Source organism: Rickettsia fournieri (genome assembly GCF_900243065.1).
GTDB classification, from domain to species: Bacteria; Pseudomonadota; Alphaproteobacteria; order Rickettsiales; family Rickettsiaceae; genus Rickettsia; species Rickettsia rickettsii.
Window position 1 is genome coordinate 491766 of record NZ_LT978484.1, and the last position, 19956, is coordinate 511721.

Here is a 19956-nt window from a genome sequence, read left to right on the forward strand (position 1 = left end):
CAGAGCTTAACAAGATGTTGGGGAATACATCTTATTATGATGATATTTTGTGAATAAATATGGATACCAAATCGTCATGAGCTAAGCGACTAAAGACGTTGTTGCGTGGAGCAGTTTTTCCGTCATTGCGAAGAATTCCTGAGATTGCCACGCTCACTAACGTTCGTATGCAATGACGACTTGTGTCCACTCAACACGATCTTTGCAAGAATGACATAAAAGAGCCGTGTTAAAACGGCATTTTAAAGCCTGGTGGTAAGCTCATACCGTTTAAAGCTCCTGATAAAGAATTTTGAGAATCTTCATCACATTTTTGTTGAGCATCATTAAAGGCAACTTTAATTAAATCCTCAAGCATTTCTTTTTCTTCTGCTTTTAATAAAGATTCATCAATTGAAATCTTTTCAACGTTGCCTTTACCGGTTGCAATAACCTCAACAAGTCCGCCGCCGGCTTTACCGGTATATCTTGCATTTGCCATTTGCTCTTGAGCTTCTTGCATTTTCTTTTGCATTGATTGGGCTTGCTTTAAAAACTGATTAAAATTTACCATAATTCTATCCTATATATTTTTAGCTTTTAAGTAAAATATCTGAAATTGTTATATTTGGGAAATGTTTTTTAATTAAACCAAAATCGTTACTTGCTTCAATCTTACCAATTAACTGATTCTTTAAGGTTTGCTTGTTCTGCTCTTTTATTATTACTATCTCAAACTTTTCATTAGTAAAAGCAGCTAACAAATCTTCTATTTGTCTTTTTATTTTGCTTGTAACTTCAAGACTTACGAACTCTAATCTATTATTACTGAGATTTTTAAGTTCCGTATGATTGAGCAGGAAATAATATATATCTATCTCATTATTTTTATATAAATATTCAAGAAAATCTACAATTTCAAATTTTTTTTTTATTTCTGGATTAATTGATTGATTTAAATTTTGATTATTACCGTCAAAATCTGTAAGCAAGGGTAGCGACGTCGAATATATAGATTTTATAACTAACATTTCCGTTTCTGTTAGTTGGTTATAGGAAATTTTTATTTCCCCTACTCCCTTATTATATATTTGCCATAAGATTGATAAGTGCGGCAAGCTGGTGTTATCTAATATGTTTTTAGTTCTATCATTAAATGATTCATATATAGGCAAACTATAATTAGGTAACATTTTTACTTTATTAAGATAAGCAATAAAATCTGATACCGATTCTATAAAAATCTCAAGATTAACCGAAGAACCGTAAAGTTTATTTATTAAATTTATAGCTTTTTCCGTCTCTCTGTGGATAATACATTCGACAAATTCTATTATAACCGAACTATCGACAAGCCCAAGCATTTGATTAATTACTTGAGGACTAATTATATTGTCAGATTTCGCCGACATACTAGCTGCTTGATCTAAAATAGAGACTGCATCACGTGCCGACCCTTCCGATTTGTAAGCTATAATTCTTAGTGCTTCTATATCGGTTTTTAAATTTTCTTGCTTAGTTATATATTCAAGTAGCTTAAAAATCTCTTCAAAACTCAACCGTCTTAAATCATAACGTTGACATCTTGAGATAATAGTTGCAGGTATCTTTTGTACTTCCGTCGTTGCAAAGATAAATATTATATGAGGTGGTGGTTCTTCCAGTGTCTTAAGAAGTGCATTAAATGCCCCTTTAGAGAGCATATGCACCTCATCAATAATGAAGATTTTATGCTTACCTTGTAGGGGCTTATACTCGGCGGATTCTATAATTCTACGTATGTCATCTACGCTAGTTTTACTTGCCGCATCAATTTCGATTATATCAGGGTGATTATGATTATTAAAGCTGATGCAATTCGTACATTCCTCGCATGTTTTAATAGTCGTATTTTCGGTAATTAAAGCAGAACAGTTGACGGATTTAGCAATAATTCGGGCGGAAGTAGTTTTACCGACTCCTCTAATACCTGTTAAAAGATAGCCTCCGGCGAGCCTATCGTTTAAAATAGTATAGCTTAAAACTTTGACTAATACCTCTTGCCCCTGAAGCTCGGCAAAGTTACTAGGGCGATATTTCCTTGCAAAAGGAATATATTGATTTGATGAATTTATATCTAGCACGATAGTTATAAGACTTTTTATATCATTTTAGCAGAAAACTGGCTTTATTGCATGGTTCTCTATGTCATTCCCGCGAAAGCGGGAATCTAGAGAAAATAACCTTGATATTGCTACAAAATACGTATTTTGTATATGTTTTACTGAATTCCTGCTTTCGCGGGAATGACATAAAACGAACCGCCTTGCTGTAGAAATGACAAAAATTAGAATAATGCTAGTAATGACCCATCAAATCCCACTCTGGCTGCTTCCTTTCAGACCTGACCGACTAAACAGGTACAATGCCCACTACTAGCATAATTAACATAACCTGTTTATTTTCAAGAAACAATATATTTTTTTTCTATTTCCGATTTTGTTAATCTTTTAGGAGGACCGAATATTTCAGGGTTTTTTACTTTAAACAAATCATCGGAAAATTTTTGTACTTTAGCTATTTTATCAAAAGTAATAGTGACTATATTATTATCTTCAAATATTTTTAATGCTTCAATTTGTTGAGTAGCTTTATTAAAAGTAATTTCGCTACGTTTTTCCGTTAGAGTATGATAGATAGTAATTTTAGAAATATTTCTTTCGTTAATTACTGATTCAAAAACAAAATCCTTGTCAAAATGCTCATTATCTTCTAATAAAAAATTAAATGTATTTTCGCTTCTATTAATACGGCTTACTTGCTCCATATCATAATCATACATCGATACGAAATTTTTAGTACCTATTATAACTAAAGGGAAAGGAGGATAATAATTACATCTAAAATTATAAGGTTTATGGATCAGTAATTTTCCTTTAACTATTTTACCGTACGAATCTTCTTGAGTAAAATCTATCGCAACCGATTTTATCGTACGTAGATAAGTTTTTAGCTCCGAAATAGCTGTTTTATCATCTGCCCCAAATGCTAAGCTTGAATTCACAAAAAGATAAATAATGATTAGAAAAAATATTTTTTTCATTTTCGTTGTTTTATATTTTAAATTATGTTTAAAATACCTTATGTATTCAGTTAATGCAAAATATAATTAGTATTTATGAAAATCGTTGCTTTAAAAGAAAAAGCCAAGCATGAAACACGAGCCGTTATAACGCCTGAAGTAGCAGGATTGCTAGTCAAAAAAGGCTATACGGTTATGGTAGAAAAAGATATAGGGCTTCATGCCGGTTTTCTTGATGAAGAATATGTTGCTCTAGGTGCTAAAATATCTTCGGTACCACTCGAAATTATTTCTGATGCTGATATTATATTAAAGGTGCAACCTTCATCCGTTACGGATAAATATAGTGAGCTTGAATTTGCAAAAAAAGGAGCAATTATTGTAGGATTATTATCGCCTTATTTAAATCATGAATATATAAAAGCGGCAGCTAAAAAAAACCTTACGACTTTTGCTATGGAGTTTGTGCCGAGAATTACTAAAGCTCAAAATATGGACGCTTTATCTTCTCAAAGTAACTTAGTAGGCTATAGAGCGGTAATTGAAGCAAGCTATCATTACACAAGGGCTTTTCCTATGATGATGACGGCAGCAGGGACGATTTCACCGTGTAAAACTTTAGTGCTTGGTATCGGTGTTGCCGGTCTTCAAGCTATTGCAACGGCAAAAAGGCTTGGTAGCATTGTTGCAGGATATGATGTAAGAGCTGCTACCAAAGAGCAGGTAGAAAGCTTAGGAGCTAAGTTTGTTTCACCGGAATTACAGGAGGATTTACAAGATAAATCAGGCTATGCTCACGAGAGTTCGGAAGATTATAAAGCTAAACAAGAAGAGTTTTTAGCAAAAATTATTAAAGGATATGATATAGTTATTACTACTGCACAAATTCCGGGAAAAAAAGCACCTCTGCTTGTTACGGAAAAAATGCTAGAATCTATGCAGCGCGGCTCAGTGATTGTTGATATAGCGACTAGTACAGGCGGGAACGTGGAAGGTTCAGAACCGGATAAGATCGTTACTAAGCACGGAGTTACAATAATAGGTTTATCAAACCTTGCTACTAAAATTGCTACCGACAGCTCAAAATTATATGCTAAGAATTTGTATAATTTTCTAACCTATGCATTGCAAGACGGTAAGTTTAATATGGATGATGCGTTAGTACGTGAGATGTTGATTACTAAAGACGGAAAAATTGTGAGTGAGAAATTAAATATATGAATCAATTACCGACGATGGCTAAACAGGCTGCTGAAATTGCCCATAATACCCAAGAATTATCAGATAAATTAAAAGATTTGGTAATAGATACTAGTTGGCAAACAAACACAAGTACTATAGATCCGCTAGTATTTGCTATAACTATTTTTGTATTAGCTTCTTTTGTGGGCTATTATGTTGTGTGGAAAGTAACGCCTGCACTCCATACTCCACTTATGTCTATTACTAACGCTATTTCAGGTATTATAGTTCTTAGTTCTATGATTGCTGCAAGTAGCTCTGCTTTTGGGTTTCCCGGTCTACTAGGGTATTTTGCAACGCTGCTTGCTTCTATAAATATCTTCGGCGGATTTATAGTAACAAAAAGAATGCTCGAGATGTTTAAGAAGAAGTAATTAATAATGTCATACCTGCGTTGTTGATACCCAAATCGTCATTGCAAGGAGCAGGGGTTTTTGCATGGATCGAAAAACCTACTCGATGTCGTTCCCGCGTAGGCGGGAATGACATAACAAGCCATACGGTTAACGTTTATAGTGACAAAAAAATCAAATTAAAGTTCTAGTTCTTTATATTCAACGGTAACTACTTCGTATGATTTAGATCCTTTCGGTGTTGTAACTTCTACAAAATCACCTACCGATTTTCCAATCAAAGCTTTTGCTATAGGAGAAGCGATTGAAACTCTTTTTCTAGTTATATCGGCTTCATATTCTCCTACAATGATATATGTTACTTCTTCTTCAGTATCGTCGTCGATCAAAGTAACCGTAGCCCCGAATTTTATGTTATCTCCCGATAATTTACCAATATCAATAATTTCCGCTCTTGCTGTCATATCTTCAAGCTCTTTAATACGCCCTTCTATAAATGCTTGTTTCTCACGTGCCGCTTCATATTCCGCATTCTCGGATAAATCGCCGTGTTCTCGTGCTTCGGCTATATCTGCACTAATTTTTTTACGTTCTACATGTTTTAAATGTTTAAGCTCGTGTTCTAATTTTTCAAAACCTTTAGCGGTGATAGGAAATTTTGTATTCATAATTATATTGTATAGATTTAGTAATTTTAGTATACTATTTTCAATAATATAGATTTCAGCAAGTATATTTGTAATAGTGAAATTTGTCAAATAAGCCTTTTTAATTATTTGGCATTGCCTAAATATCGTCATTGCAAGTGGTCCTTGTCTAAGCGGATTCTGTTATGTTATTCCTGCTTTCGCAGGAATAACATCGAATACTGCTCGCAATGATGTTGGCATTATTTCTCATATAACAATAGCAACAAATTAGTAATCTTATGGAAATTAAAGATTTGGACTTTGAGAAAAAGCGTAAAATTTTCCACCTATCGGCTATAATATTTCCGCTGCTTTATTTATTTATTCCAAGAACCGCTATTACGTTATTATTATTTATAATAACGGCTATTACATTATATTTAGATGTATCACGTCATAATAATGCAAAAATTAGCGAATTTGTAACTAGATTTTTTTCAAAAGTTATAAGGCTTGAAGAAAATAACGGTTCTTTTGCTTTAAGCGGCGTTAGCTTTATGATGCTCGGTTTTTTCTTAACTGCTCTTCTTTTCCCTAAAAATTTAGTGATTTGTTCGTGGTTGATTTTAATTATTTCAGATTGTTTAGCGGCTCTTGTCGGCGTTAAAATAGGAAATAGCTTAGGTAACGGTAAATCTATAGCCGGTTCTATTACCTTTTCAGCTTCTGCAATTTTTATAAGTATATTAGTGTATTTCTATTTAGGATATAATACAAGTTTTATTATTATTATTATAAGCTGCATAGGGGCTACAGTAGCTGAATTTTATTCAAAAGATTTAAGAATTAACGATAATTTGTCTATACCGCTTTCTTATTGTCTTTCTACAGCTATTCTTTCCTACATATTGTAATATAATGAGAGTTGCACCGGAATTTTATGAGTTCTTAAGAAACCGTATTAACATATCGGATGTAGTGCGGCAAAAAGTAGCTTTAACTAGAAAATCCGGTAACTATGTAGGTTTATGTCCCTTCCATCAAGAAAAGACCCCATCTTTTACGGTTAGTAATAGTAAGAGATTTTTCTATTGTTTTGGTTGTAAAGCAGCCGGTGATGTTATAAAATTTACTTCTAATATTAGCGGTTTATCTTATAATGAGTCTGCTATAAAGCTTGCAATCGATTACGGTATAGAGATACCGAAATTAACTGCAAAACAGAAAGAATTTTATGAAGAATCCGATGAAATTCTAAATATTTTAGAACTCGCCAATAAGTTTTTCAGGACACAATTAACACCTGAAATATTACATTATCTACACGAAAGGGGTATTACCGAAGAAACAGTAAAAGAGTTTTCAATAGGCTTTGCCCCGAAGAATAATAAATTTGAAAAATTTTTTCACGATAAAAATATAGATATTATAAAGCTTGGTAAAGCAGGGCTAATCGGCAAGCGAGAAAACGGTGAAATATATAATTTATTTTCTAACCGTATTACTATTCCAATTAGAAATATTTACAATAAAATTGTAGGCTTTGGCGGTAGAGTACTAGGGGAGGGGCTGCCTAAATACTTAAATTCACCTGAAACTACAGTATTTCAAAAAAGTGAAACTCTATACGGTGAGCATAAAGCGATAAGCAGTAGCTATAAAAAAAATCATTCGATTTTAGTAGAAGGTTATTTTGATGTTATAGCACTACATCAAGCAGGTTTTAGTGAAACAGTTGCGAGTCTCGGTACTAGCGTTACCGAGAATCACTTACATAAATTATGGCGTGCTGGCGATGAAATTATATTATGTCTTGACGGAGATAATGCAGGCATAAAAGCTAGCATAAGAACTATTAACTTAGCATTACCGCTGATTAATAGTGAAAAGAAAATTTCTTTTATTAGGTTACCAAGCGGACTTGATCCCGACGATGCAGTAAATAAAAACGGTGCTGATTTTTTTGCAAAGCTTATAGATAAAAGAATAAGCTTATCAGAAATGATTTGGCATATTGAGTATAGCGGCAAGAGTTTTAAAACTGCGGAAGAAAAAGCTAATTTAGAAAAAAATTTAACAAATTATTGCAGCAAAATATCGGATAGTTATTTAAAAGCAAGTTATTATAGGTTTTTTAAAGATCAAATATGGCAAAATTTAGTTACAACGCAGAAGAAAGCTACAACTAAAAACTCAAATTTGGCTCCTATAATTTCAAGTCACAGCTATTCGGAGCTTGAAATACTAGAACACGCTTTTTGTGCTTTGTTGGTTAAATTTCCTATAATACTTGAAGAAAAAGATATTAGAGATTTCATCTTAAATTTAAATTTTAATAATAAATCGCTTGAAGAATTCCGTAATTGGTATTTAAACGAGATTATAGATAATAACGTAGAAGCAAGTGAAATTACTGCAATTGTGGAAAAAACTAGCTTTTTTGATATTTTTTTATTATTATCAAAAACGGATAATTTGTTTTTAGATATCTCATTTAATAAAAATAATATCAGACTGGATTTATTATGGCAGTGGCTACATAAGAAATATTATCTAATAAATTTACAACAAGAATACGCTATTACCATAAACAGTACTGACAATCACGACTTTGAAAAAGTTTTACTATATAAAAAAGAAATTCTGAAGATTGCAAATGAACTGCAAGTTTTAAACGAATCTTTTATTAATCACACGATAACTTAATTATTTCAAACTTCTTTTAAAAGAAAAAAGCATATAGGTATTTAATGAGCAATAGCAATATAGACAATGATCTAGATAAAATAGATAGTTTACTTAAAAAAGCTAAATCTAAAAAGATACCGGTCACTTATGATGATATAAACAACGCTCTTCCTCTTAATAAAAATCCTTCAATAAGACAATTAGAGGAAGCTATATTAAAATTTTCTGATGCAGGAGTAGATATTTTAGAATCTAATGAAGATGATGAAATTAAGCTTGATATCGGAATGGATGAAGAATTTAAGCTATCTACCAATGTTGATAATGAACCTGAGGATGAGGTAGAAGAAGAAAATATAGGTACTACTGATGATCCTGTAAGATTATATCTTAAGGATATGGGGGGAGTCGATCTTTTAACTCGTGAAAATGAAGTAGAAATAGCAAAAAGGATTGAGGAAGGACATAAAACAATGACTGCTTCCTTATGCAGAAGTCCTATTGCTATGCGTTGTTTTATAGTATGGTATGAAGATTTAGTTAATGAAAAAATGTTACTACGTGATCTGATAGATTTAGAAGCTAACATGTTACATGACGAAACACCCGAAAATGATGAAGAACATAGTAGTGAGACCGAAGGAGAAGAGCATGAGGATAATCACTTATCTATGTCTAGAGTAGAAACGCAGATATTACCTAATATTATAGAGCGTATGAAAAAGATTTCTTTTATCTGTGAAGAGCTACTCATTGAAGCTAAAAAATGTTATGAGAAATCTTTTGAGCCGAAGGTTTTACAAAATAGCAAAAAATATAATAATTTGGAATTATTAATAAATGAAGTTTCGGAAATACATTTTAATTCTAAAAGAACAGAAGAAATTTTAGGTAAGATGTATGGAATAAATCGTGATTTAATTAATAAAGAAACAGCTTTTTTAAAACTTGCTGAAAAATATGGAGTAACTCGCCAAAATTTCCTTGATGAATATATAGGATCGGTTATCAATGCAGCATGGAAAGAAAAAATGCTGAAAAATAAAAAAGTCGCTTGGAAAGAGTTAATGATTAAAGAATCGGATTATATAGATCAAATGATTGCTGAATTATCGGTTATAGAATCTAAAACCGGTCTTTTAGTTAATGATTTTAAAAAACTAGTGAATACTATACAAAAAAGCGAGAGACAAACGCTACAAGCAAAAAAAGATATGATAGAAGCGAATTTACGTTTAGTTATATCTATCGCTAAAAAATACGCTAATAGAGGATTGCAGTTTTTAGATTTAATTCAAGAAGGTAATATAGGACTTATGAAAGCGGTGGATAAATTTGAATATCGCCGTGGTTATAAATTCTCTACCTATGCTACGTGGTGGATTAGACAAGCTATAACAAGAGCTATTGCCGATCAAGCAAGGACTATACGTATTCCTGTACATATGATTGAAACAATTAATAAGATACTACGTACTTCAAGACAAATGCTTAATGAACTCGGATACGAACCAACAGTAACGGAAATCGCTAACCGTCTTTCAATGCCGCTTGATAAAGTGCGTAAAGTCATGAAAATAGCTAAAGAACCTATAAGTCTTGAGAATCCCGTAGGTGATGATAGTGACGGCGGTCAATTAGGCGATTTTATCGAAGATAAGAATGCAGTAGCACCGATTGATGCGGCAATTCAGTCAAATTTACGAGAAGTTACCACTAGAGTACTTGCAACCCTTACGCCTCGTGAAGAAAGAGTGCTTAGAATGCGTTTCGGTATAGGTATGAATACTGACCATACATTAGAAGAAGTAGGGCAGCAATTTAAAGTAACTAGAGAACGTATAAGACAAATCGAGTCAAAAGCTTTAAGAAAGTTACAACATCCTATTAGATCCAAAAAACTTAATAGCTTTAGAAGCGGAGGAAAGCGTGGTGACGGTAATCCATCGGATTTACTAGAAGCATGATAATACTTATACTGTCATCCCGTGATTTGGGATCTCAGGACACGGGCTATGATACAAGATCCCGTGGTCAAGCCACGGGATGACAGTGGGCTATTATGTATCGATATAAAATTACCATTGAATATTTAGGCACGGATCTTGCAGGTTGGCAAAGACAAGCAGGAGTAATGTCGGTACAGCAGATATTAGAAGAAGCGATTTATAAATTTTCCGGTGAACAGGTGATATTGTTTGGGTCAGGAAGGACAGATGCCGGTGTTCATGCTATAGGTCAAGTAGCACATTTTGATCTTTCAAAATATTTAGAACCTCACAAAATTATTACAGCTATCAACTATTTTGCAAGACCGTATGCCGTAGGAGTATGGAATTGTGAATTAGCCCCCAATAATTTTCATGCTAGGTTTTCAGCTACCTCTCGTTATTATATATATAGAATTATTAATAGACCTTATCCATCGGTAATTGATTTAAATAGAGCATGGTGGATTAGTTCACCTTTAGATGTTCCGGCTATGCAACAAGCTGCCGCCTATCTATTAGGCAAACATGATTTTACTTCATTTAGGGCTAGCTCATGTCAATCAAAATCACCGATTAAAACTTTAACTGAACTTAATATTATTAAAGAAGACGAAGAAATAAAATTATATCTTTCAGCCCCGTCATTTTTGCATCATATGGTACGTAATATTGTCGGCAGTTTAGTACTTGTTGGTAAAAATATTTGGCAGGCAGAACAAATTAAAGATGTTTTAGAAGCCAAAGATAGAAAAGCCGCCGGTCCTACTGCTCCCGCCTCCGGTCTTTATTTTGTGAAAGCAGCGTATTAACAACCATAAATTTTGTCATTACAATGCCTCCCTGCATAGGCATTGTTACGTGGATACCACCTTGTCATTGCGAGGAAATTACGAAGTAATTGACGAAGCAATCTCAGGATATTTGACGAGATTGCCACGCAAGTACTACCAATGACAACCGGGTATCCATCTACAAAGCACACTCGTAATGACGTCCTAAATTAGTACACTACGACACTGTCAATAAACTGTATAATTTTTCATGGATGTTAGTTAGCTTACCTATATCATTTCCACCGGCTTGAGCAAGGCTTGCTTGTCCACCTCCGCCGCTGCCACCTAAGAATAAAGAAAGTTTTTTGGCAATTATATCTGCATTGTATTTGTCTGTTATAGCTTTACTCACCGCAACTGTAATAGATAATTTACCAATTCCCTCGGCAATATATACCATTATCAAATCTTCTACTTTTTTTGTTAAATTTTCGGCAGCTTGACGTAATATTTTATTGTCTATATTTCCTACTTTTTTGTATAATAGTTTTATTCCTGTTATTTGTGCAGCTTGCTTTTCAATTTGCTCTATACTTAAATCTAAACTAGCTAAATGAGTTTTTTCTAACTCTTTTTCAACTTCCTTGTTACGCTCTAAGATATTATTAACCTTAGTAATAAGTTCATTTTTATTAGTTTTGAAACTGCTTTCTATCGATTTAAGTAAACTATCCTTTTCTCTCATTAATTTAATTACGAATTCACCGCAAACTGCTTCAATTCTACGAACACCTGCTGCTATAGCACTTTCGCTTGTGATTTTAAAGCAACCGATGTCACCGGTACGTCTGACATGCGTACCGCCGCATAATTCTAAAGAAGTCTCACCCATCTTAACTACTCTTACTTCAGAGTCGTATTTCTCGCCAAACAGTGCCATAGCTCCTTGTTTAACTGCATCTTCAGTTGCCATTAATGTAGTAGTTACTTCATGATTATCTCTAATAATCTCATTTACCTTATCTTCGATTAGAGTGATTTCTTCATTAGTCATAGCTTTAGAATGGCTAATATCAAAGCGTAAATAAGTCGGAGCGACTAACGAACCTTTTTGAGTAACATGTTTCCCAAGTACCTCATGCAGTACTGCATGTAATATATGCGTTGCCGAGTGATGAATTCTTAAATTTTGCCTATATCTTATGTCTATACTAAAATTAGCATTCTCGCCTACGTTAATCTGCCCCTTTTTCAAAATACATTTGTGGACTATAATAGAGCCTAAATATTTTAAAGTATCTATTACTTCTACTTCAGAATCTTTTGCAAATATCGTTCCGATGTCACCTATTTGGCCGCCTGATTCACCGTAGAAAGGAGTTTGGTTGCTGATTAGCAGGAATTGTGTATCTATCTCTTTTATATCATTAACTAAATTATTATTTTTGATTAATGCAATTATTTTACATTTTGCTTCATTAAGTGTATATCCTAAAAACTCCGTGCTACCATGTTGCTCTTTGATATCAAACCACAACTGATTGGTTTTTGATTCACCGGAGCCAAGCCAAGATTTTCTAGCACGTTCTTTTTGCATAAGCATTTGCTCTTCAAACCCTTTGTGATCAACGAAAATATCACGATTTTTTAGAATATCTTCGGTTAGATCAAGCGGAAATCCGTAAGTATCGTATAGTTTAAATGCTACTTCTCCTGATAATTCATTACCTTTTGTTAGCGTTTCTGTTTCTTCGGTAAGAAGTTTGAGACCACGTTCTAATGTGGCTTTAAATCTAATTTCTTCTTGTTCTAAGATACTGCTTATAAAGCTTTCTGCTCTTTTAAGTTCAGGATAAACATTCCCCATTAAATCAACAAGTTTTGGCAGTAATTTATACATTAACGGCTCTTTTGACCCAAGCATATGAGCATGCCTCATGGATCTTCGCATAATGCGGCGAAGTACGTAACCACGCCCCTCATTTGAAGGAATAATGCCGTCAGCTATTAAAAAGCTACTTGCTCGTAAGTGGTCGGCAATAACTCGGTAAGAAAATTTAGCTTCTCCCTCTACTTTCACTTTTACTATATTTTCTATAAAATTAATTATTTCCTGAAATAAATCTATATCATAATTGTTGTTAACATGCTGTAATACTGCCGTCATACGCTCAAGACCCATACCGGTATCGATAGATTTTTGCGATAATTCTATACTAGTATCTTTATCGATTTGTTCATATTGCATAAATACCATATTCCAAATCTCGATAAATCTATCACCGTCTTCATCTTTAGTACCAGGAAGTCCGCCATATATTTGTTCACCGTGGTCGTAAAAAATTTCGGAACAAGGACCGCAAGGGCCAGTATCACCCATTGACCAAAAATTATCGTTTGTTTTGATCTTTATGATGCGATCATCCCCAAAACCTGCTATTTTTTTCCAATAAGCAGCTGCTTCGTCATCAGTATGATAAATTGTTGCATAAAGCTTGTCTTTTGGGAGTTCAAATTCTTTAGTCAATAAATTCCAAGCGTAATATATGGCTTGTTCTTTAAAATAGTCACCGAATGAAAAATTACCTAGCATTTCAAAAAAGGTGTGATGTCTTGCCGTATAACCGACATTCTCAAGGTCGTTATGCTTGCCGCCGGCTCTAAGAGACTTTTGACTAGTTACCGCTTTGTTATAAGGTCTTTTTTCTTGTCCGGTAAAAACATTTTTAAATTGTACCATTCCGGAATTAACAAACATTAAGCTAGGGTCATTGTGTGGAATTAACGAACTGGCCGGTACATGTGTATGATTATTTGCTTTAAAGTAAGTTATAAATTTACTTCTAACTTCTTCGGTGGTAAATTTAGTCATGGTAAGATATATTATTTAATGTTATGTCATTCCGGAGAGGATCATTTTTCGTCATGGCGAGGAAAATTACTTAGTAATTGTACGTACGCAATCTCGTGCCAAAGTCCTGAGATTGTCACGCTCCTTATCAGTCATTCGCAATGACGGTTCGGGTATCCACGCAGAAATGACGTCCAGTATAGTAAAATACACTGAATTATGATTAAAATAAATTTATTTATGAAAAATATTTTTGATTCGATCAAATTACATTTTGTTCAATTTGCTACAAAATTAAAAATATTTTCTTTCAAAAGAAAAAAGATTGTGGTGTTACTAGGTAATAAAGGTGTATTTCTTAGTACTTTTCTTGATAATAAATTATTAGATAAATTATTTATCCCTACTCGGGAACAGATAGACTTAAATCCTTATAAAAACTTTTTTAGTAAATTTCCAAAAAGTGATATTTATTTTTTACTTGACGGCAGTGAATGTAAAACACGGCACGATCAAATACCTATATTACAGTCAATAGTTAAACTTGATCCTATTGAACAATTTATTGAAGGTTATTTTAATAAAGAAGACATTATAGCACATTGTGTTTACGAAATTACTACTACCCCAAGTGAAATTTGGTCGATTTTAATTATGTCGTGTCCATTTGAAACACCTTTAAGTGATATAATTTCATGCATTATAGATAAAAGATCTCTTGATTTAAAAGGAATTTACTTTTTAACGTTAGAGCTAAAAGTTATTATAAATAAAATAGTGCAGAATATAGAAAATGATAAATATAACGATTATTTTCAAATTTGTGTATATGCATCACAAGCTAGCGGTATAAAATTTATTATCAAACATAAAAATAATATAATAACAATTAGAAATCTTGAGTATCCATTGGATAAAACAACCGGCTATGTTCAAGGTATTATAGAACAAGAAATTAATGATTGTTTGATATTATTTAAAAACTATATAAGTAATCTTGACCAAAGAGCCTGTATAATTCTTATAGTAGATGAAGAGTTAAAATCTTTATTAGAATCAACAAATTTTGAAGAACGCCCTGTAATCTTTATACCGGTTGATAATATACTAAATAAGCAAACTCTAGAAAAAGAAAGATTTATAGATACGAATATTAGTAGACTGTTTCTAGAATATAAGAGTTTTCCCGCTTATAATAATAATTTAAAATCAATAAAAAAACTAGTTACTATAAAGGATCTGACATTTAAATTATATAGTGCATTACTTATAATATTAATATTAGTGGTCGGTATTATCAAATATAATACAAAACAAAATTACAAAGACATAAACTCTATTAATGAAAAATATTATGCAACAAATCAAGAATATGATGATATCATATATAAATATCCTTATATTAAAAATACTACTAGCCTAGCTGATTTATATGTAATAGAAAAATTACTAGAAACACCGGTACCACTGCCGTTTGATTTACTTAAAAGGCTAATAATTACTTTAAATCCGGCTTTTAAATTAGAAGAAATTAAATGGGAATTAACAAATATAGATAATATTTTGTTAGTTTCTAAGAGACAATTAATAATCAAGTTAATACTTAAATATCATACTAATAATCTATCGGTAGATGAATCTCTAAAGATGCTAGATGATCATATGACAAACGTAAAAAATAAATTATCTAATTTGCAGATAGATTATGTTATATATAGGGATAAAATACTTGATATATTCGGTAAGGTAGTAATTCCTTTATCGGTTAATATAGTTGATAATAAAACGTAATATTCCATGTCATTCTCGCGTAGGCGGGAATCCAGTACTTTAAAGCTTTTTAAAAGCTCGATTTATCTCGCTTTACTCTGGATTCCAGCCTACGCGGGAATGACATAAACCATGCAACGGCACTAATAACCCAAGGTAAAAATAATGTTTGAAAAATATATTATGTATTTAAAGAATCTTATATTTTTTCAATTTATTATATATTTCTTCTTTATTTCCTTAACTATTTGGATAATAAAAATTTTCCAGCAAGAATACAGTAAATCTATTCTTGATAAACAAGTTTTACAAGAAAATCTAACAGAGGAAGTTTTAAAGCTTTATTCTGTCATTAACTCTAAAGAAGAAATATTAGAATCGTACAAAAAATATGTAGATTTAAGTGTGCCAAGTAGTGTGAGTTGCTTAAATTATCAAGAACTAATTCCTAAAATAAAAAGCTTAAGCAATAAATATGATTTAGTAGAACCTATAGATGTATTTATAAATTCAGTATTTTTTAAAAATAATGTTCAGGCAATTGAAGGAGAAGGTGAATCGATTCATGTAAATAATTATAGCATAAATATAAAATATGCATGTGCAGATTTTTTGACTTTTCTAAAAATATTTTCTGAAATTTATTCTTATATGCCTCCTAATACTCTTATATCTTTTGTACGAGTACGTAATGAAGAAGTGTTAACACCTAAGAATATATATAAACTTTCAGTAAATCATGCTCCTAATCTTATTTATGCTAAATTGATATTATATATCAGAGAATTAGCCTCAAAATAAATTACCAAAATGAATAATGCAATAGTACTTAATAACGTAAATACTAATTTATTTAAAAAAGATATTGTTAATAATTTTGTCAATAATCTTATGAAATCTACTTGCTCTACTATTGCAAATATGCTTGCTATAGATTATACGCTAAGGCTTAATTCTAAACCAGAGGCTGAAAAATATATTAATAAATGTATTTCTAGACTCAAAAGTTATTTAGGTATGCGGGTTATTAACGATGATAATTTTTCTGTAGCATTAGAGTTATTTGCAATAATGATTACTTCTGAAGACGAAAATGAGCAAAATAAGAATAATATTTTAGAGCAATCACAAGATATAATAGCAGAAAATCTTGTAGAAGTTTATTTTGGAGATGAAATAAATAGTACCGAAAAAGAAAAAATTAAAAATATATTTAAAACTCTTTTAAAAGAGAAGAATTTTGATAAAATAATAAATTATGCGGAGTCTCACAAAAAATTATTTAAGGCTTCTGTAATGTATGCCATGAAGAAATATAATAATATTGATGAAGCAACCATCTATATAAAGAAAGAATTTAATAAAATATTAGAGATGTCTTTAGTATTGACACAAAAAAGTAATATATTTAAACAAGCAACTGGAAAAATCGCCGGTGCTGTTTGTGCTTTATTAGTCGGAGCAATCAGTGTTGCGACTGCAGGAGCGGCTTTTTCTATCATAGTTGTACCAGCATCAATTTTTGCCGTCAGATATGCACCTGAACTTGGTGAAAAAATTGGAGGATTAATTTTGAATAATGATAATGCAATAAAACTAGAACAAAGCAATATAGATAAGTTTATGAAAACATTACAAAATGATAAAGAAAGTCTTCTATCTCAAGAAAAAACAAAAAACATCAAACAAAATATTAAAGTTTCTCCTTCTCAAATCAATGCTAAATTAACTAAGAAAGTGGTTAATGAAAAACATAGATAGGGTATAGTCATTGCGAGAAGAATTACGCAGTAATTCGACGAAGCAATCCAGTAAAAATTCTGTAAATCAGAATTTTTTTAATTATTTTTCTAGATTGCCACATCGCTACGTTCCTCGCAATGGCGACTACGGTATCAACGCAAGCAAAGCTATTCGCATGAAATAAAGCTATTTTTACTTGAGAATATAAAATATTACTCTTATTATCTTTTTTTAAATCAATAAAATAACTTAATGAGAAAAGTAGTAATATCCGGCATGATCGGCAACGCTTTAGAATGGTATGATTATGCATTATATGCGCAATTTGCTTATATTATAGGGCAGCATTCCCGGATCCAGAAATGCGAGAGACGTTAACTTTTGCGGTATTTGCTGCAGGCTTTGTAGTACGACCGCTCGGCGGTATTATTTTCGGTAATATAGGTGATAGATTCGGTAGACGTACTGCTTTGGTGATGGGTATTATAGCTATGGCAATACCGACTGCCGGGATAGGGCTCTTACCAAGTTATAAAACTATTGGAATTGCCGCTCCTATTATTTTAACTATTATCAGACTCATACAAGTTTTTCTTTAGGAGGGGAATTTAGCGGTTGTATTTCGTATATTGTAGAACATGCTTCGTTCGAGCAGCGAGGACTTGCGGGGAGTAGCTCATTTGTTAGTATGTGCGGTGGTATGCTGCTTGGACTTGGTACAGCAGCCGGTTTTTCTTATTTTATGCCTGCTGATATGCTATTTGAATGGGGTTGGAGGATACCTTTTATTGCCGGTTTATTTATTAGCTCCGTAGGTTTATATATTAGAAAAAACCTAGCAGAAAGTCCTATTTATAAAAAAGCTAAGGGAACAAGGCGTTTAGCACGTTTTCCTTTACGAGAAACATTAACAAAATACCCAAAAGAACTTAATTATCGCACTTGGTCTGTATATTACCGTAACTGCTCCTTTTTATACTTCTACGGTTTTTATTGGTAATTTTATGCAAACACTCGGTTATACTAATCAGCAAAGCACAATTGTTAGTAGTATAATATTAATCGTAATGATGATAGTATTGCCTATATCTGCGTATGTTTCGGATAAGGTGGGGCGACGTCCTGTACTAATATGGGGGATTATCTTGTTAATTTTATCAGTCTATCCTATTTTTGTAGCCTTAGGGTCGATGAATTTTACTTTAGCTATAATATCTCAAGTAATATTTGCTGGAGTTATTAGCATCTATATGGGGCCTATTCCAACGGTTTTAGTAGAGATATTTCCGACTAGCATAAGATTTACCGGTGTTGCACTTTCATACAACCTTGCAGCTGCTATATTTGGCGGTACTGCTCCAATGTTAGCAATGATATTAACGAAAGTTACCGGAAACAATTATGCTATTGCATATTATTTAATTGCACTTGCCTTGTTATCTTCTATAATTCTAAAATTCTATAAAGAAACCTATAAAAAGAATCTAGTAAATTAATATGAGCGAAGTTTTTGAAATACCAAACGGTGAAAGCAAGGTTTTACTCCATTGTTGTTGTGCTCCTTGTGTTGGCCCTTTAATGGAAAAAATGATCGATACTGGCATTAAGTTTATGCTTTTTTTCTATAATCCTAATATTCATCCTAAAAAAGAATATGAGCTTCGTAAAAATGAAAATATTAAATTTGCCGAGAAACATAATATAGAATTTATAGATGCAGATTATGATCCGCAAAATTGGTTTAGGCGTGCTAAAGGGATGGAGCTTGAGCCTGAGAGAGGTATACGCTGTACAATGTGTTTTGATATGCGTTTCGAGCGTACGGCTTTATATGCTTATGAGAACGGCTTTAAAGTTATAACTAGCTCGCTTGGTATTTCTAGATGGAAAGATATGAACCAAATTAATGAATCAGGAACTAGGGCGGCATCTCATTATGAAGGGGTGACCTATTGGACTTATAATTGGCGTAAAGATGGCGGTGCTAGCAGAATGTACGAAATTGCCAAAGAAGAGAACTTTTATAAACAAGAATTTTGTGGCTGTGTTTATTCTTTCCGTGATACTAACGATTGGCGAGTAGCAAACAATCGTCCTAAAATCGAGATCGGCAAGGAGTATTATTAAGACCTCAAATTAATAAAAAAATATTTTATTTTTTTGAATCTTTATATTATAATAATCTAGACAATCTAGCTATATGAGGATTTTATATGAATAAATGGCAGTTACACGAAGCAAAGAATAAGTTAAGTAATATTATTGATATTGCAATGCATGGTACCCCTCAATGTATTACAAAAAGGGGTGAAGAAGCAGTTGTAATTATTAGTATAAAAGACTATAAACAACTTACTAAACAAAAACCTGATTTCAAAGAATATTTATTGAACATACCTAAGACAGATAATTTGGATATTCAGAGAGCAAAAGGATATGCTAGAGATTTTGAATTATGAAATATTTATTAGATACTAATGTTGTATCTGAAATTCAAAAGAAAAAATCCAATTCTCAAGTAGCAGCATGGTTTTCAATTGTTCATTCTAGCCAGTTATACTTAAGTTGTATTACTATCGGCGAAATAAGAAAGGGAATATCAAAATTAGCAAAGAAAGATAAAATAGCAAGTTTGAAATTAGAAAAATGGTTAGAAAGAATAATAATAGATTATAATGAAAGAATTCTTAATATTGACAAAGAAATATGTGAGGAGTGGGGTGAATTAATGAGTATTGATAGTACGAATGCAATCGATGCTTTAATAGCTGCACAGGCAAAACAAAGCAATATGATACTAGTTACTAGAAATATCAAACATTATAATATGTTTAATATAAAAATATTCGATCCTTTTAACTGATCAAAATTTTCTT

17 protein-coding genes, 1 other RNA gene and 1 pseudogene are annotated in these 19956 nt (G+C 32.2%); 13 read left to right on the forward strand and 6 right to left on the reverse strand.

Translation table 11 applies throughout. The features are described from left to right. Positions 1–229: 229 nt before the first annotated feature. From C4Q30_RS05675 to C4Q30_RS05690, 4 genes are all read right to left on the reverse strand, one after another. Positions 230–553, reverse strand: a complete 324-nt coding sequence (locus tag C4Q30_RS05675; RefSeq protein ID WP_014121165.1) for a YbaB/EbfC family nucleoid-associated protein — start codon at positions 551–553, stop codon at positions 230–232. Between the two features lie 19 nt (positions 554–572). Then, positions 573–2102: a DNA polymerase III subunit gamma/tau gene (gene dnaX / locus C4Q30_RS05680; protein ID WP_103897449.1), complete on the reverse strand. Its 1530-nt coding sequence runs from the start codon at positions 2100–2102 to the stop codon at positions 573–575. Between the two features lie 206 nt (positions 2103–2308). Then, positions 2309–2402, reverse strand: an RNA gene (gene ffs / locus C4Q30_RS05685) — signal recognition particle sRNA small type. Between the two features lie 20 nt (positions 2403–2422). Further along, on the reverse strand, positions 2423–3061 hold the full coding sequence (locus C4Q30_RS05690) for an outer-membrane lipoprotein carrier protein LolA (RefSeq protein ID WP_103897450.1): 639 nt from the start codon (positions 3059–3061) through the stop codon (positions 2423–2425). Between the two features lie 75 nt (positions 3062–3136). Here C4Q30_RS05690 and C4Q30_RS05695 point away from each other — a divergent pair, with 75 nt between their 5' ends. Both C4Q30_RS05695 and C4Q30_RS05700 read left to right on the forward strand, forming a co-directional pair. Further along, positions 3137–4261 carry a Rossmann-fold NAD(P)-binding domain-containing protein gene (locus tag C4Q30_RS05695; RefSeq protein WP_103897451.1) on the forward strand — a complete coding sequence of 375 codons (1125 nt, stop codon included), beginning with the start codon at positions 3137–3139 and terminating at the stop codon, positions 4259–4261. Continuing rightward, positions 4258–4656, forward strand: coding sequence for an NAD(P) transhydrogenase subunit alpha part 2 (locus tag C4Q30_RS05700; protein WP_010977888.1), 399 nt, complete (start codon positions 4258–4260; stop codon positions 4654–4656). Before C4Q30_RS05695 ends, C4Q30_RS05700 begins: the two co-directional genes overlap by 4 nt. A 158-nt stretch (positions 4657–4814) precedes the next feature. On the opposite strand, the gene greA is transcribed toward C4Q30_RS05700, so the two are convergent. After that, positions 4815–5303, reverse strand: a complete 489-nt coding sequence (gene greA / locus C4Q30_RS05705) for a transcription elongation factor GreA (RefSeq protein ID WP_004997127.1) — start codon at positions 5301–5303, stop codon at positions 4815–4817. Between the two features lie 260 nt (positions 5304–5563). On the opposite strand from greA, the gene C4Q30_RS05710 reads away from it, so the two are divergent. From C4Q30_RS05710 to truA, 4 genes are all read left to right on the forward strand, one after another. Continuing rightward, a complete protein-coding gene (locus tag C4Q30_RS05710; protein ID WP_103897452.1) occupies positions 5564–6178 on the forward strand; it encodes a diacylglycerol/polyprenol kinase family protein in 615 nt (204 codons plus the stop codon). A gap of 4 nt (positions 6179–6182) precedes the next feature. Continuing rightward, positions 6183–7970 carry a DNA primase gene (gene dnaG / locus C4Q30_RS05715; protein WP_103897453.1) on the forward strand — a complete coding sequence of 596 codons (1788 nt, stop codon included), beginning with the start codon at positions 6183–6185 and terminating at the stop codon, positions 7968–7970. A gap of 44 nt (positions 7971–8014) precedes the next feature. Next, complete coding sequence (gene rpoD, locus C4Q30_RS05720; RefSeq protein WP_103897454.1) at positions 8015–9919, forward strand: RNA polymerase sigma factor RpoD; 1905 nt, start codon at positions 8015–8017, stop codon at positions 9917–9919. A 95-nt stretch (positions 9920–10014) separates the two neighbouring features. Next, entirely contained in the window at positions 10015–10752 is a 738-nt protein-coding gene (gene truA, locus C4Q30_RS05725) for a tRNA pseudouridine(38-40) synthase TruA (RefSeq protein WP_103897455.1), read from the forward strand. Positions 10753–10951: 199 nt separating this feature from the next. Here the strand turns inward: truA and alaS are convergent, their stop codons facing one another. Beyond that, the gene (alaS, locus tag C4Q30_RS05730; protein WP_103897456.1) at positions 10952–13588 is read right to left on the reverse strand and encodes an alanine--tRNA ligase; all 2637 of its coding nucleotides are present in this window, start codon (positions 13586–13588) and stop codon (positions 10952–10954) included. Between the two features lie 198 nt (positions 13589–13786). Between alaS and C4Q30_RS05735 the strand changes: the two genes are divergently transcribed. The 7 genes and pseudogenes from C4Q30_RS05735 (at position 13787) to C4Q30_RS05765 (ending at position 19943) form a co-directional block, all read left to right on the forward strand. After that, positions 13787–15358: a hypothetical protein gene (locus C4Q30_RS05735; protein ID WP_103897457.1), complete on the forward strand. Its 1572-nt coding sequence runs from the start codon at positions 13787–13789 to the stop codon at positions 15356–15358. Between the two features lie 144 nt (positions 15359–15502). Continuing rightward, a complete protein-coding gene (locus tag C4Q30_RS05740; RefSeq protein ID WP_064428958.1) occupies positions 15503–16138 on the forward strand; it encodes a hypothetical protein in 636 nt (211 codons plus the stop codon). A 9-nt stretch (positions 16139–16147) separates the two neighbouring features. After that, complete coding sequence (locus C4Q30_RS05745) at positions 16148–17098, forward strand: RP853 family protein (RefSeq protein ID WP_103897458.1); 951 nt, start codon at positions 16148–16150, stop codon at positions 17096–17098. A gap of 234 nt (positions 17099–17332) precedes the next feature. Beyond that, positions 17333–18576, forward strand: a pseudogene (locus C4Q30_RS05750) (MFS transporter). Between the two features lies 1 nt (position 18577). Next, on the forward strand, positions 18578–19207 hold the full coding sequence (locus C4Q30_RS05755) for an epoxyqueuosine reductase QueH (RefSeq protein ID WP_012151426.1): 630 nt from the start codon (positions 18578–18580) through the stop codon (positions 19205–19207). Between the two features lie 86 nt (positions 19208–19293). After that, complete coding sequence (locus tag C4Q30_RS05760; protein ID WP_103897459.1) at positions 19294–19539, forward strand: type II toxin-antitoxin system Phd/YefM family antitoxin; 246 nt, start codon at positions 19294–19296, stop codon at positions 19537–19539. Beyond that, positions 19536–19943: a type II toxin-antitoxin system VapC family toxin gene (locus C4Q30_RS05765; protein WP_014014890.1), complete on the forward strand. Its 408-nt coding sequence runs from the start codon at positions 19536–19538 to the stop codon at positions 19941–19943. Before C4Q30_RS05760 ends, C4Q30_RS05765 begins: the two co-directional genes overlap by 4 nt. Positions 19944–19956: the final 13 nt, after the last annotated feature.

What these genes read in the sequence shown, in the direction of transcription:
- greA (WP_004997127.1), bottom strand. Translation starts at nt 5,303, where the DNA reads ATGAATACAAAATTTCCTATCACCGCTAAAGGTTTTGAAAAATTAGAA.
- C4Q30_RS05755 (WP_012151426.1), top strand. Translation starts at nt 18,578, where the DNA reads ATGAGCGAAGTTTTTGAAATACCAAACGGTGAAAGCAAGGTTTTACTC.
- dnaG (WP_103897453.1), top strand. Translation starts at nt 6,183, where the DNA reads ATGAGAGTTGCACCGGAATTTTATGAGTTCTTAAGAAACCGTATTAAC.
- C4Q30_RS05700 (WP_010977888.1), top strand. Translation starts at nt 4,258, where the DNA reads ATGAATCAATTACCGACGATGGCTAAACAGGCTGCTGAAATTGCCCAT.
- C4Q30_RS05675 (WP_014121165.1), bottom strand. Translation starts at nt 553, where the DNA reads ATGGTAAATTTTAATCAGTTTTTAAAGCAAGCCCAATCAATGCAAAAG.
- rpoD (WP_103897454.1), top strand. Translation starts at nt 8,015, where the DNA reads ATGAGCAATAGCAATATAGACAATGATCTAGATAAAATAGATAGTTTA.
- C4Q30_RS05710 (WP_103897452.1), top strand. Translation starts at nt 5,564, where the DNA reads ATGGAAATTAAAGATTTGGACTTTGAGAAAAAGCGTAAAATTTTCCAC.
- C4Q30_RS05735 (WP_103897457.1), top strand. Translation starts at nt 13,787, where the DNA reads ATGATTAAAATAAATTTATTTATGAAAAATATTTTTGATTCGATCAAA.
- C4Q30_RS05695 (WP_103897451.1), top strand. Translation starts at nt 3,137, where the DNA reads ATGAAAATCGTTGCTTTAAAAGAAAAAGCCAAGCATGAAACACGAGCC.
- C4Q30_RS05745 (WP_103897458.1), top strand. Translation starts at nt 16,148, where the DNA reads ATGAATAATGCAATAGTACTTAATAACGTAAATACTAATTTATTTAAA.
- alaS (WP_103897456.1), bottom strand. Translation starts at nt 13,588, where the DNA reads ATGACTAAATTTACCACCGAAGAAGTTAGAAGTAAATTTATAACTTAC.
- C4Q30_RS05765 (WP_014014890.1), top strand. Translation starts at nt 19,536, where the DNA reads ATGAAATATTTATTAGATACTAATGTTGTATCTGAAATTCAAAAGAAA.
- C4Q30_RS05740 (WP_064428958.1), top strand. Translation starts at nt 15,503, where the DNA reads ATGTTTGAAAAATATATTATGTATTTAAAGAATCTTATATTTTTTCAA.
- C4Q30_RS05760 (WP_103897459.1), top strand. Translation starts at nt 19,294, where the DNA reads ATGAATAAATGGCAGTTACACGAAGCAAAGAATAAGTTAAGTAATATT.
- C4Q30_RS05690 (WP_103897450.1), bottom strand. Translation starts at nt 3,061, where the DNA reads ATGAAAAAAATATTTTTTCTAATCATTATTTATCTTTTTGTGAATTCA.
- truA (WP_103897455.1), top strand. Translation starts at nt 10,015, where the DNA reads ATGTATCGATATAAAATTACCATTGAATATTTAGGCACGGATCTTGCA.